The 12249-nt window shown below is 63.9% G+C and carries 12 protein-coding genes; 5 read left to right on the forward strand and 7 right to left on the reverse strand.

The genetic code is table 11. The features are described 5' to 3' along the window. Nucleotides 1–50: 50 nt before the first annotated feature. Genes hflX through AC1D75_RS18035 form a run of 4 tightly spaced genes read right to left on the reverse strand, consistent with a single transcriptional unit; the run spans nt 51 to nt 4256 of the window. Complete coding sequence (gene hflX, locus AC1D75_RS18020; RefSeq protein ID WP_495516671.1) at nt 51–1640, reverse strand: GTPase HflX; 1590 nt, start codon at nt 1638–1640, stop codon at nt 51–53. Between the two features lie 45 nt (nt 1641–1685). Then, on the reverse strand, nt 1686–2576 hold the full coding sequence (gene dapF / locus AC1D75_RS18025; RefSeq protein ID WP_495516672.1) for a diaminopimelate epimerase: 891 nt from the start codon (nt 2574–2576) through the stop codon (nt 1686–1688). A 37-nt stretch (nt 2577–2613) separates the two neighbouring features. Then, a complete protein-coding gene (gene miaA / locus AC1D75_RS18030) occupies nt 2614–3516 on the reverse strand; it encodes a tRNA (adenosine(37)-N6)-dimethylallyltransferase MiaA (RefSeq protein WP_495516673.1) in 903 nt (300 codons plus the stop codon). After that, nucleotides 3510–4256: a class III extradiol ring-cleavage dioxygenase family protein gene (locus AC1D75_RS18035; protein WP_495516674.1), complete on the reverse strand. Its 747-nt coding sequence runs from the start codon at nt 4254–4256 to the stop codon at nt 3510–3512. Before AC1D75_RS18035 ends, miaA begins: the two co-directional genes overlap by 7 nt. A 194-nt stretch (nt 4257–4450) precedes the next feature. Between AC1D75_RS18035 and AC1D75_RS18040 the strand changes: the two genes are divergently transcribed. Continuing rightward, nucleotides 4451–5824: a DUF349 domain-containing protein gene (locus AC1D75_RS18040; RefSeq protein ID WP_495516675.1), complete on the forward strand. Its 1374-nt coding sequence runs from the start codon at nt 4451–4453 to the stop codon at nt 5822–5824. A gap of 70 nt (nt 5825–5894) precedes the next feature. Here AC1D75_RS18040 and AC1D75_RS18045 read toward each other — a convergent pair whose 3' ends face one another. Continuing rightward, complete coding sequence (locus AC1D75_RS18045; protein WP_495516676.1) at nt 5895–6503, reverse strand: Rv2732c family membrane protein; 609 nt, start codon at nt 6501–6503, stop codon at nt 5895–5897. Then, nucleotides 6503–8074: a tRNA (N6-isopentenyl adenosine(37)-C2)-methylthiotransferase MiaB gene (gene miaB, locus AC1D75_RS18050; RefSeq protein ID WP_495516677.1), complete on the reverse strand. Its 1572-nt coding sequence runs from the start codon at nt 8072–8074 to the stop codon at nt 6503–6505. The genes AC1D75_RS18045 and miaB overlap by 1 nt, the downstream gene beginning before the upstream one ends. Before the next feature lie 203 nt (nt 8075–8277). On the opposite strand from miaB, the gene AC1D75_RS18055 reads away from it, so the two are divergent. Genes AC1D75_RS18055 through AC1D75_RS18070 form a run of 4 tightly spaced genes read left to right on the forward strand, consistent with a single transcriptional unit; the run spans nt 8278 to nt 11598 of the window. Beyond that, entirely contained in the window at nt 8278–9006 is a 729-nt protein-coding gene (locus tag AC1D75_RS18055; protein ID WP_495516924.1) for an amino acid ABC transporter ATP-binding protein, read from the forward strand. Next, on the forward strand, nt 9006–10049 hold the full coding sequence (locus tag AC1D75_RS18060) for a glutamate ABC transporter substrate-binding protein (RefSeq protein WP_495516678.1): 1044 nt from the start codon (nt 9006–9008) through the stop codon (nt 10047–10049). Before AC1D75_RS18055 ends, AC1D75_RS18060 begins: the two co-directional genes overlap by 1 nt. Continuing rightward, complete coding sequence (locus AC1D75_RS18065; protein WP_482139206.1) at nt 10046–10729, forward strand: amino acid ABC transporter permease; 684 nt, start codon at nt 10046–10048, stop codon at nt 10727–10729. The genes AC1D75_RS18060 and AC1D75_RS18065 overlap by 4 nt, the downstream gene beginning before the upstream one ends. Continuing rightward, complete coding sequence (locus AC1D75_RS18070; protein ID WP_495516679.1) at nt 10726–11598, forward strand: amino acid ABC transporter permease; 873 nt, start codon at nt 10726–10728, stop codon at nt 11596–11598. Before AC1D75_RS18065 ends, AC1D75_RS18070 begins: the two co-directional genes overlap by 4 nt. On the opposite strand, the gene AC1D75_RS18075 is transcribed toward AC1D75_RS18070, so the two are convergent. Further along, on the reverse strand, nt 11582–12241 hold the full coding sequence (locus tag AC1D75_RS18075) for a regulatory protein RecX (protein ID WP_495516680.1): 660 nt from the start codon (nt 12239–12241) through the stop codon (nt 11582–11584). The genes AC1D75_RS18070 and AC1D75_RS18075 overlap by 17 nt on opposite strands. Nucleotides 12242–12249 lie beyond the last annotated feature (8 nt).

The raw sequence follows: 12249 nt of genomic DNA on the forward strand, positions 1-12249 counted from the left end.
AACTGTAACTGGATTCTACATTTAGCCCAAGGGCCTGGAGGCCTGGATTTTCAGAACAAGTCAGATGCGGCGAACTCGGCCAGCTGGCTGGCAAGCGCAGAAGGCACGCTGGCGACGATCTCCGTGCCATCGGCGCCGTGCTCTTCGCGCGTCACATCTCCCTCGGCGTGGATGCGCGAGACCAGGTCACCCCGGGAGTACGGCACCCGGACGGTGACATGGACGTCATGTCGCGACACCGACTCCCGGACCCGCTCGAGCAGTTCCGGGATACCTTCGCCCGTGGCCGCCGAGATGAAGACCGCGTCGGGAAACAGACTCCGAAGCTGCGTCAGCACCGTCGGATCGGCGACGTCGATCTTGTTCACCACGAGAAGCTCCGGTGGTGCGGTCGCCTTCTCGTCCTGGATCACCTGATCGACGACCTTGCGCACCGCGCTGATCTGGTCCGTCGGAATCGGGTCCGACCCATCGACGATGTGCAACAGCAGGTCAGCGTCCGCGACCTCTTCCAAGGTCGAACGGAACGCCTCGACAAGCTGGGTGGGCAGGTGCCGGACAAATCCGACGGTGTCTGTGACCACGATTTCCCGACCGTCGTCGAGGGACATCTTCCGGGTTGTCGGGTCGAGGGTGGCGAACAGCGCATTTTGCACCAGCACACCCGATCCGGTCATCGCATTGATCAGACTGGACTTGCCCGCGTTCGTGTAACCGACGATCGTGACCGATGCGACAGCGGACTCTTTCCGCTTGGTGCGCTTGGTGTTTCGCGACGTCTTCATCTCACGGATCTCGCGGCGCAACTTCGCCATCCGCTCACGGATGCGGCGACGGTCCGTCTCGATCTTCGTCTCACCGGGGCCACGCAGACCCACGCCACCGTTGCTGCCCGCCCGGCCACCGGCCTGGCGGGACATCGATTCACCCCAGCCGCGAAGACGCGGCAGCATGTATTCCATCTGAGCCAGCGCGACCTGGGCTTTGCCCTCGCGCGACGTGGCGTGCTGGGCGAAGATGTCGAGGATCAGGGCGGTGCGGTCGATGACCTTGACCTTCACCACCTTCTCCAACGCGGTGAGCTGTGCGGGTGTCAGTTCACCGTCACAGATGACGGTGTCGGCGCCGGTGGCCTCGACGATGTCGCGAAGTTCATGAGCTTTGCCCGATCCGATGTAGGTGGCCGGATCCGGCTTGTCCCGACGTTGGATGAGACCTTCGAGCACCTCGGAGCCGGCGGTCTCGGCCAAGGCCTTCAGCTCGGCAAGACTCGATTCCGCCTGCGCGGTGGTGCTGCCCTGCAACCAGACACCGACCAGAACGACCCGCTCCAGTCGAAGCTGCCGGTATTCGACCTCGGTGACATCGGTGAGTTCGGTGGACAGGCCCGCAACGCGCCGCAACGAGGCCCGATCGTCGAGTTGCAGGTCGCCGAGCGTGGGCCCCTTGTGGAAGTTCGGCAGGTGGACCTCTGGGGCGCGGGGCTCACGAACCTTCGAGTCCGGAAAGTCCGAGTCCGGGCTATTCGAGTCTGGGCTGTTCGAGTCCGGGCCGTCAGAAGCGGGATCGTCAGAGTGGAAAGTATTCGGATCGGCTTCGTTCAAGTCGCCTTCGTTCGATTCAGGTTCGTGTTCAGTCATGAGGTCACCATGGTTACATTCGGACATGCGCACTGCATAACGGATTTAGCGCCACCCTGCGTTGAGCATCCCGGCTCCGACCAAGACCGAGGGCCCACGGAGTTCGTTGTCGGTCTCACCGACAGTGACGGTCACCGCGCCACCGGGAACGTTGACGACCACCGCACCGGTGCTCCGGCCGACCGACCGCAGAGCTGCGTTCGCAGCCGCAACGGTGCCGGTGCCACAGCTACGGGTCTCCCCCACGCCGCGTTCGTGCACCCGCATCGACACCTCGCCGACCATGGCATCGTCGTCCGACTCGACCAGCGGTGTCATCAGTTCGATGTTGACACCTTCCGGAAAGTCATTGTGGTCAAAGGTGATCGGCGCCGTGAGATCGATGCTCCTCAGACGTTCGAGAGTGAGGCCCTCGACAACACAGGCCAGATGAGGGTTGCCGACATTGACCGACAACCCCGAATACGTCTGGTCTCCGATGGTGGCCTTGCTTTCGACGCCGCTACGGGCCCGGCCCATCAGGACACTGACGTCGGCCGTGGATTCGGACAGACGGTGGACGGTCACTTCGCGGCCACCTGCGCGCGAGCCGACCGTGAAGGTCCGCCCGGTCACCAGATCGTGTGCGGCGAGGTAATGCGCAAAAACCCGCACCCCGTTGCCACACATCTCCGCAACCGAGCCGTCACCGTTGCGGTAATCCATGAACCAGTCATCCGCGGCGACGCCGGTTGGCAGCGCCTCGAGGACACCTGCGCCGAGAAGCGCGCCTGCGGTGGCGACACGGAGCACACCATCAGCACCGATACCGCGGTGGCGATCACAGAGTGCCGACACGAAATCGGGTGTCAGATCCAGTTGCACGCCGGCATCGGGCAACAGCACGAAGTCGTTCTCCGTACCGTGCCCCTTCACAAAATCAACACGCCCGAACATTTCGTCAAGACTACCCGTCCCGGGGTCTGTCCGGTTCTCACCTACCTGCGGCGCGTAACGCCTGACCGAGCAGATCTGGGGTCGCCGCATCGAGCCAGTGCACCCGCGGGTCGCGACGAAACCATGACCGCTGCCTGCGCACGTACCGGCGGGTCCCGATGAACGTCAGTTCCTGCGCGTGCGCGAGATCGTGATCGCCGTCCAGGGCGGCGATGACCTGTGAATATCCGATGGCCCGCGACGCGGTGACACCCTCACGCAGGCCCTGCGACAACAACGCCTGCACCTCGTCGACAAACCCCTGCGAAAACATCTGTTCGGTCCGCAGCGCGATGCGGGCGTCAAGCTCTTCGGTGTCTCGATCAAGCGCGATGATGGTTGTGCCCCAACGTGGTTCACCGATTGTCGGCGCGGACGCGGCAAACGGCTGCCCGGTCAGCTCCACCACCTCCAATGCGCGCACGATGCGCCTGCCATCGGTATCGAGGATGTTGTGGGCGGCTTCGGGATCGACCGTACGGAGCCGATCGTGCAGCGCCAACGAACCCACCCGCTCCAGTTCGGCCTCATAGCGCCCACGGATCTCCGGATCGGTGGCCGGGAACTTCCAGTCGTCGAGCAATGCCTGGATGTACATCATCGACCCACCGACCACGACCGGTGTGCGACCTTGCGCCAGGAGCGATTCGACGTCGGCCCGCGCCGCCTGCTGATAACGCGCCACGGTCGCGGTCTCGGTGACATCGAGGACGTCGATCTGATGGTGAACGATGCCGCGGCGCTCGCCTGTAGGCACCTTTGCGGTGCCGATGTCCATCCCCTTGTACTGCTGCATCGCGTCGATGTTCACGATGTCGCCACCAAGCTCTTCCGCGACGTCGAGGGCCAGATCAGATTTGCCGCTTGCCGTGGGTCCGATCACGGCAATCGGGGTCACCATGCGTGGCCCCCTGGCGTCAGATCCCCCGGTGTCAGATCCCATAGGGCAACGCTGTAGCCGACCCCGAACGGCGCTCCGGCATAACGCAATTCGGGGGTGACCTCGAAACCCTGCGTCGCTGCGGCGGCGACCTGCCACGGGCCCCGACCATCCGCTCCGAAGAGCTCGCACTGCGGCTGCGCCAAGGCGGCGAGTGCAGCACGGTCCCCCGAACCGAGGGCACCGTCGATGGTGTCCTGGAACTCGGCGGACCCATCGGCGGCGCCACCGGGAGCCTTGGGGCCGAGCGTATTGGCGCCATCGGCCACCACCAGCAGCCCCACCGGGTACGGTCGCGTCGCCAGATGGCGGGCCAGCGCCTGCCCCTGCTGCGCGCAGGCCGACGCACCACTCGAGCTGAACACCAATTCGGTGGTCAGCCGGACCTCCGGATCGACCTGATTGCGAAGCCATCCGCCGATCAACAACGAAAGATCCATCTCGGGGTCTGCCGGGCCGCTTGCCTCGGAAACCAGATCGACTTGAACGTCCACCCCGAAGCCGACAAAGCTACCTCTCGGCGCGATCGGCTTCGCCGGATCCCCTGCTCCGACAATCACCCAATCGCGGCACCGAACGGCCAGATCTGCACATACCTGCAGCGTCGCGGCCCGAACAGGCACCAACTCCGGCACCTGCGACCCGGACAGTTCGGGCACCAGAGCGGGCGCGGAGGGCACAAAGGCAGCAGCGATCAACACCTTCGCAACGCTAGTCGACCGGCCGCAGGGCACACTGCCGAGCCATCGCAACCCGGGATCCGCCGGTCATTTGTCGGCGAGTGTCCCCACCCGTGCCGGTGACCTGCTTCAATGGGTGTGGGCGGTGGAGGTGAATCACCGTCGGCATCAGATGTGACTGGCAGCCGTGTCGCGCGGCAGGGATAAGGAATGACATGACCGACCACACGCCGCAGCCGGCAGCCACCGACAACCCCACCCCGTCTCCGGGCCCGAAACCGGGCCCCAAGCCAGGCCCCCGGCCCGGTCCGCGGCCCGGCCATCATCCGCCGGCCCACCCTCATCCCGCACCCGTCGAGCCCGGCAGGCAGGCTTCCGACCCGTCCGAGTTCGGACGGATCGACGAAGACGGTGCGGTGTGGCTGAAGAACTCCGCCGGAGAGCACCAGATCGCCTCCTGGCAGGCCGGCACCGCTGCCGAAGGTCTGGCCCACTTCGGACGCCGCTTCGACGACCTGGTCGTCGAGGTCGAACTGCTCGAGGAGCGACTCGACGCAGGCACCGGCGATCCGCGTAAGACCAAGATCGGCGCCGCGGCACTGCTCGAATCACTTCCGACCGCAGCGGTCATCGGTGATGTCGACGCCGTCGCGGTTCGCCTGCAGGCCATCATCGATTGGGCCGAAGGCGCTGCCGAAAAGGTCAAGCACGAACGTGACGAATCCCGGGCCAAGGCCGTCGCCCGCAAAAACGAACTGGCCGAAGAGGCCGAGACCATCGGCGCCGAATCCACGCAGTGGAAGGTCGCAGGCGACCGGATGCGCCAGATCCTCGACGAGTGGAAGACCATCAAGGGCGTCGATCGCAAGACCGATGACCTGTTGTGGAAGCGCTACTCAAAGGCTCGCGACACCTTCAACAGGCGACGCGGTGCCCACTTCGCCGAGATGGACCGCGAGCGAGCAGGCGCACGGTCCCGCAAAGAGGAGTTGATCGCAGAGGCCGAGGGGCTCTCGTCCTCCACCGAGTGGGCCGACACCGCAGCAAAGTTCCGCGACCTACTCACCCAGTGGAAGGCCGCAGGCCGCGCACCCCGCGATCAGGACGACGCACTGTGGGCCCGGTTCAAAGCTGCCCAGGACGTGTTCTTCGGCGCCCGCAACGCGGCGTCGTCGGAACGCGATGCAGAGTTCGAGGAGAACGCAGCAGCAAAGATCGAACTCCTCACCCGCGCCGAGAAAACAATCGATCCCGATGGCGATCTCGAGGCCGCACGTCGTGACTTCCGTTCGATCCGGGATCAGTGGGACGAGATCGGCAAGGTCCCCCGCGACCAGATGCACAGCCTTGAAGCCCGGATCAAAGCCGTGGAGAAGCGTATCCGCGATGCTGAGTCCGCTCAGTGGGAGCGCACCGATCCGGCTGTGAAGGCCAGGGCCCAGCAGTTCGCAGACCGCGTTGCCCAGCTCGAGGATCAGGCGGCCAAGGCAGAGGCGAACGGCAAGGCCAAGGACGCCCGCAAGCTCCGCGAGCAGGCCGAGCAGTGGCGTGAATGGGCCCGCGCGGCCGAAGGTGCGATCAACGACTGACCTGCACCAGATACAAAATGACCGGGCCGATGGCCCGGTCATTTTTTTGGTCAGTGCTGCTTGGTGTCGGTCAGTTGTCTTTCTTGGGATGCTTGGTCGCCGACTTGCGCTGCAGCGCAACAGCCTTCAGCTCCTGCGCGGCGGCATCGTCGCGTCGCTGCGCTTCCAAGGACAGCTGCACCGAGGTGCGTACCCACACCACGCGCGCCCAATGGAATGTCAGGACGAACATCGCCAGCCAACCGACAATGAGTCCGGCGCCGACACCGCTCGGCGGGTCGAAGCCCGATACGCCGGGGGTGTTGCGTGACCACCAGGCCAGCATCCCCGCGACACAGCCGACCGCGCAGCCACACAAGGCGATCCACGCAAAGAACCAACGCCGGGTGAGCAGGGCGAGCGTCGAGAAGCCGATGCCGAAGATCAGCTGGAGCCAGACCGAGATACGTGAGGTGACGGTGACGTTTTCCGCCACGGCCTCGGGGTTGAATGTCAGGACGTCGATACCGCTGACCGAACCGGTATGTGGCAACACCATCGACAACATCACCACCAGCACCGCGCCCGCGACCACCAGCGCGCGGGCGCCGGGATCGATCTCCCCCGCGACCTTGCGCTCGGCTTTGCGCAGGTCGCCTTCGAACTGTTCGAAATCGTCGCTTTGGTTCTTGCCTGCCATCAGATCTCACATCCCGAACCGCAGCCGGATTCGACCGGCGCTTCCATTGGTTTACCGATTGTCGGCAGCCCCAGGCCCACCCCGATCGGTGGGGTCTGGGGTGTGGTGCCCGCGGCATGCGCATCGCCCGCGCGGGTGCGGCGGTGGTTCCGCACACCCGAATCGGCCAGCAGGTAATGCGGTGCGGCCCCGGTCACGTCAGTGTCGATCAGATCACCGGGTCGGATCGCGGTGTCGCTGGTCTCGAAGTGCACCAGTCGCCCATCACGAGCACGTCCGGTCATCCGACCGGAATCCTTGCGTCCGTCGGCGGTCACCAGGACCTCGACCGGACTTCCGATCAACTTCTGGTTCTCTTCCAGGCAGATCCGGTCCTGCAGATCGGTCAGGCGCATATAACGCTCCGAGACAACCTCTTTCGGAACCTGGTCAACCATGTCGGCCGCGGGCGTGCCCGGCCGTGGTGAGTACTGGAACGTGAAGGCACTGGTGAACCGCGCCTTGGCCACCACGTCGAGGGTTGCCTGGAAATCCTCTTCGGTCTCACCGGGGAATCCGACGATGATGTCGGTGGTGATCGCCGCGTGCGGCATCGCCTCCCGCACGCGCTCGATGATTCCGAGGAACTTGGTGCTCCGGTAGCTGCGCCGCATCGCCTTGAGGATTCGATCCGAACCCGATTGCAGTGGCATGTGCAACTGGGGGCACACGTTGGTGGTCTGCGTCATCGCCTCGATCACGTCGTCGGTGAACTCGGCCGGATGCGGAGAGGTGAAGCGGACCCGCTCGAGCCCTTCGATCTCACCGCAGGCGCGCAACAATGCCGCGAATGCTCCGCGGTCACGACCGAGTTCGGGGTCGGCAAACGACATTCCATAGGCATTGACGTTCTGGCCGAGCAACGTCACCTCGAGAACACCTTCGTTCACGAGTGCCTGCACCTCGGCCAGCACGTCTCCGGGGCGGCGGTCGACCTCTTTGCCCCGCAACGCCGGCACGATGCAGAACGTGCAGGTGTTGTTGCACCCCACCGAGATCGACACCCAGCCCGAATACGCGGACTCACGCTTGGCGGGCAGGGTCGATGGAAAGGCCTCGAGCGAGTCGATGATCTCGACCTGCGCGACCTCGTTGTGGCGCGCCCGTTCCAGGAGGACGGGCAACGAACCGAGGTTGTGGGTACCGAAGACCACGTCGACCCATGGCGCCTTCTGGACCACGGTGCTGCGATCCTTCTGCGCCAGACAACCACCGACAGCGATCTGCATCCCCGGGCGCTGAGCCTTCACCGGGGCCAGGTGCGAAAGGTTGCCGTACAGCTTGTTGTCGGCGTTCTCGCGGACCGCGCACGTGTTGAAAACAACCAGATCGGGCTCGGTGTCGGCGTCGGCCCGGACGTAGCCGGCTTCCTCGAGCAACCCGGAGATCCGCTCGGAGTCATGGACGTTCATCTGACAGCCGTAGGTGCGGACCTCATAGGAACGGCCTTCGGCGATCTGGCCGACGGTACGGTCCGTGGCCTGCGGATCTGTCAACGAGATTGTCACCTGACCCAGGGTACTTGCCATCATCGACCTGGCGAAATGACGCCCGTCAGCTGCTTAGTCCGCTGCTAGACATCAGCAACCACCCAGGACCGGCCCAGGAGTGTTGCCGGGGTTGCGCTGCCGCGTGCCAGGTCATACCAATAAGGTCGGTATTCATGACAGCATTTTCGGACGGTTCGGACGCCGCGAAGTCGGTCCCGACTTCTCAGACCGGCACCGCGAACACCATGATCAGCATGAAGAACGTGCAAAAGCACTTCGGCGATCTGCATGTGCTCAAGGACGTCCAACTCGACGTGCCCGCCGGCCAGGTGGTCGTGGTCCTGGGCCCCTCGGGTTCAGGCAAGTCCACCCTGTGTCGCACGATCAACCGCCTCGAGCCGATCGACAGCGGAGAGATCTGGATCGACGGGAACGTCCTACCGAGTGAAGGCAAGGCGCTGGCGGCGCTGCGTGCCGACGTCGGTATGGTGTTCCAGTCGTTCAACCTCTTCGCCCACAAGACAATCCTGCAGAATGTCACGCTCGCACCGATCAAGGTGCGCGGCAAGAGCAAGGCCGAGGCCGAGAAACGCGGACTCGAACTCTTGGAGCGGGTGGGGATCGCCAGCCAGAAAGACAAGTACCCCGCACAGCTCTCCGGTGGTCAGCAGCAGCGTGTGGCCATCGCCCGATCGCTGGCGATGGCACCGAAGGTGATGTTGTTCGACGAGCCCACCTCTGCGCTCGATCCCGAGATGGTCAACGAGGTGCTCGACGTGATGGTCTCCCTCGCCAAGGAGGGCATGACCATGGTCGTGGTCACCCATGAGATGGGCTTTGCCCGCAAAGCCGCCGACCGGGTGATCTTCATGGCCGATGGGGCCATCGTCGAGGACGACGATCCGGAGACGTTCTTCACAGCGCCCAAGTCCGACCGGGCCCGTGACTTCCTCGGCAAGATCCTGGGCCACTGATGAGTGAGACGAACACCATGCGCCTCACGAACAGAGCACGACCAAGACGACTGACCACCCTGACCGGCCTGGCGCTCGCCGCGGTGCTGGTCACAGCCGGGCTCGCCGCCTGCGGCAACACCAGCCCGCGCAACCTGCTCGAGTCGATCGAGAGCGGGTCGGTGATCGCGGGCACGAAGTTCGATCAGCCCGGACTCGGTCTGCGCCACCCCGACCAGTCGTTCACCGGATTCGATGTCTCGGTGTCGGAATATGTGGTCAACAACATCGCCGAGACCAACGGCTGGGACAAGCCGAACATCAAGTGGCGAGAAACACCGTCGGCACAACGCGAGACGCTCATCGCCAACGGTGAGGTCGACATGATCGCGGCCACCTACTCGATCAATGCGGCGCGTTCCAAGAAGGTCGCCTTTGCCGGTCCCTACCTGATCAACTACCAGGGTCTGCTGGTCCGCGAAGACGATGATGAGATCCAAACCCTCACCGATCTCAACAAGGGCAAGAAACTGTGCTCGGTGACCGGCTCGACCTCGGCCCAGAACGTCAAGAACCAGTTGCCGAATGTCCAGCTGCAAGAGTTCGATTCGTACTCGTCCTGTGTCGAGGCCCTGCGCCGCGGCAAGGTCGACGCGCTGACCACCGACGAGGCGATCCTCGCCGGATTCTCGAACTTCTATCCCGGCGAATTCAAGCTGGTCGACATGACGTACCCGAAGGACGCCTGCGCGGGCAGTCCGAAATCGCTCAAGAAGGCCGGGACCCCGTTCTCGACCGAGCGTTACGGCATCGGTTTGGCCAAGGAGTACCCGGAAGCAGTGGCGGCGGTCAACCAAGCGCTCGTCAACATGATGACGCCGCCTCCCGGCGGTGGGCCGTCCGCATGGGAGCTCGCGCTGCGCGAGGCCATTGGTGATTCGGAGGTCGACGCGATGATCGCCCGTACCGAAACAACCGACTCCAAGTACACGTTCACCCCGACGCCGGGTGATCTGGCCTTCCTCGACTCCACACCGACGCCGTGCCCGGAAGGACTCTCATGAGCGAGCTGTGGTCCGACATCGGACCTGCACTGTGGCCTGCCTTCTGGGTGACCATCCAGCTGACGTTCTACTCCGCCATCGGCGCATTGATCTGGGGAACGATTCTCGCGGGCATGCGGGTGTCGCCGGTTCCGGTGATGCGCGTGTTCGGCACCTGGTACGTCAACATCGTGCGCAACACCCCGTTGACGTTGATCGTGATCTTCTGTTCGGTGGGGCTGTATCAGAACCTCGGTCTGGCGTTGGCACCTGAGAACGAGAACTTCGTCAAGAACAACAACTTCTGGTTGGCCGTTCTCGGGTTTGTGCTCTACACCTCGACGTTCGTCTGCGAAACTCTGCGATCTGGTTTCAACACCGTGCCGATCGGCCAGGCCGAAGCCGCACGATCGCTGGGATTGCCGTTCTCCAAGGTGTTTTCCATCATCGTGTTGCCTCAGGCCCTGCGATCGGTGATCGGACCGATGGGCAGCGTCCTGATCGCCCTGACCAAGAACACCACCATCGCTTCGGCGATCGGTGTGGCCGAGGCCTCGCTGCTGATGAAGGAAGAGATCGAGAACCACGCCGATCAGGTGGTCTGGATCTTCGTCATCATCGCCGCCGGCTTCATGGTGATCACACTCACCGAAGGCTTTGTCTTCGGCTACCTGGCAAAGCGATTGGCGGTCAAGCGATGAGCGGCGCAACTGTTCTGTACGACGCACCCGGACCGAAGGCCCGCAGACGTAATCTCTTGATCGCGATCGCGTTCGGCGTGGTCCTGCTCGCGGTGTTCGTCTACGTGATGGTGGCTCTCGAGGACAACGGTCAGCTCACTGCCGAAAAGTGGGATCCGTTCATCGAGGCCGACACCTGGACCACCTACCTGTTGCCGGGTCTGTGGGGAACGATCAAGGCGGCGGTGCTCTCCATCGTGTTCGCTCTGATCCTCGGCGCGCTGCTGGGCATCGGCCGACTGTCTGAGCACCGGTGGATCCGGATCCTCAGCGGAGGGACGGTCGAGATCTTCCGCGCCATCCCGGTGCTGATCCTGATGATCTTCGCCTACTACCTGTTTGCCGAGTACGCGGTGTTCCCCGCCGAACAGCTGGCTTTTGCGGCCGTGGTCACGGGCCTGACGCTGTACAACGGCTCCGTGATCGCGGAGATCCTGCGTTCCGGCATCAATTCGCTGCCCATGGGACAGTCCGAGGCCGCCCATTCATTGGGTCTGCGTAAATCGCAGACCATGCGAATGGTGTTGCTGCCGCAATCGATCACCGCGATGCTCCCGGCGTTGATCTCGCAGATGGTCATTGCATTGAAGGACAGCGCTCTGGGATACGCGATCGGTTACATCGAAGTGGTGCGCTCCGGAATCCAGTCGGCGTCGTTCTACGGCAACTACCTGCCGGCCCTGGTGGTTGTCGCGATTGTGATGATCATCCTTAACTTCGGATTGTCGAATCTGGCCACGCTGGTCGAGCGTCGTGTTCGAGAGGGCAAACGCAAGGGCACCGTCGGCAATGTGACCATCGAAGACGACGCGATCACCGCAGATCGCTGAGTTCGGTCTTCACCAGATCAAACGCCAGCGACGGCGCATAGCCGCGACGAGCAAGCATCGCCACCAGGCGGCGTGTGTGCTTGTCGCGGCTTTCGCGTTCTGACACGTCGTCGGCACTGAGCCGTGCTGTTTTGCGTCGGAGTAATTCTGCGGCCCGCTCACGCTCGGCATCGTCGTCGACCTGACTGATCGCCTGCTCGATCACCGTGTCCACCACGCCTTTCTGGCGTAGCTCATGGCGCAACGCGGTGCGTCCCTTGCCGCTGTGCAAGTGGCGTGAACGTACCCATTGCTCGGCAAAATCCACATCGTCGAGCAGACCGGCGCGTTCGAGCCGTTGCATCACCGAATCGATTTCGGCCGCCGGAAAATCCTTGTCCTGCAGCCGCCCTCGCAGTTCGGCACGACTGCGCGCCCGGACACCGAGCAAACGGAGCGCGGCGTCGTATGCCGATGCACCGGTGCTCGACGCAGACGATCTCGACTCGAATATGGATGCCGCCGGCGGCGGTGGCTCGGGGACCGGACCCCGACTCTCAGGTGCCGGGACGTCGATGGATACAGGTCGGGAGAGGATCTCCGCGGTCGCCGATCGCAGATCGGCAATGTCGGCGCGGATATCCTCTCCCCCAGGTTCATTCACCTGTTGCT

This window comes from Williamsia sp. Y712, assembly GCF_059445525.1.

Excerpts from the sequence above, each read along its gene's own strand:
- miaB (WP_495516677.1), bottom strand. The coding sequence starts at position 8,074 with ATGATGGCAAGTACCCTGGGTCAGGTGACAATCTCGTTGACAGATCCG.
- AC1D75_RS18055 (WP_495516924.1), top strand. The coding sequence starts at position 8,278 with ATGATCAGCATGAAGAACGTGCAAAAGCACTTCGGCGATCTGCATGTG.
- miaA (WP_495516673.1), bottom strand. The coding sequence starts at position 3,516 with ATGGTGACCCCGATTGCCGTGATCGGACCCACGGCAAGCGGCAAATCT.
- AC1D75_RS18065 (WP_482139206.1), top strand. The coding sequence starts at position 10,046 with ATGAGCGAGCTGTGGTCCGACATCGGACCTGCACTGTGGCCTGCCTTC.
- dapF (WP_495516672.1), bottom strand. The coding sequence starts at position 2,576 with ATGTTCGGGCGTGTTGATTTTGTGAAGGGGCACGGTACGGAGAACGAC.
- hflX (WP_495516671.1), bottom strand. The coding sequence starts at position 1,640 with ATGACTGAACACGAACCTGAATCGAACGAAGGCGACTTGAACGAAGCC.
- AC1D75_RS18040 (WP_495516675.1), top strand. The coding sequence starts at position 4,451 with ATGACCGACCACACGCCGCAGCCGGCAGCCACCGACAACCCCACCCCG.
- AC1D75_RS18070 (WP_495516679.1), top strand. The coding sequence starts at position 10,726 with ATGAGCGGCGCAACTGTTCTGTACGACGCACCCGGACCGAAGGCCCGC.
- AC1D75_RS18045 (WP_495516676.1), bottom strand. The coding sequence starts at position 6,503 with ATGGCAGGCAAGAACCAAAGCGACGATTTCGAACAGTTCGAAGGCGAC.
- AC1D75_RS18060 (WP_495516678.1), top strand. The coding sequence starts at position 9,006 with ATGAGTGAGACGAACACCATGCGCCTCACGAACAGAGCACGACCAAGA.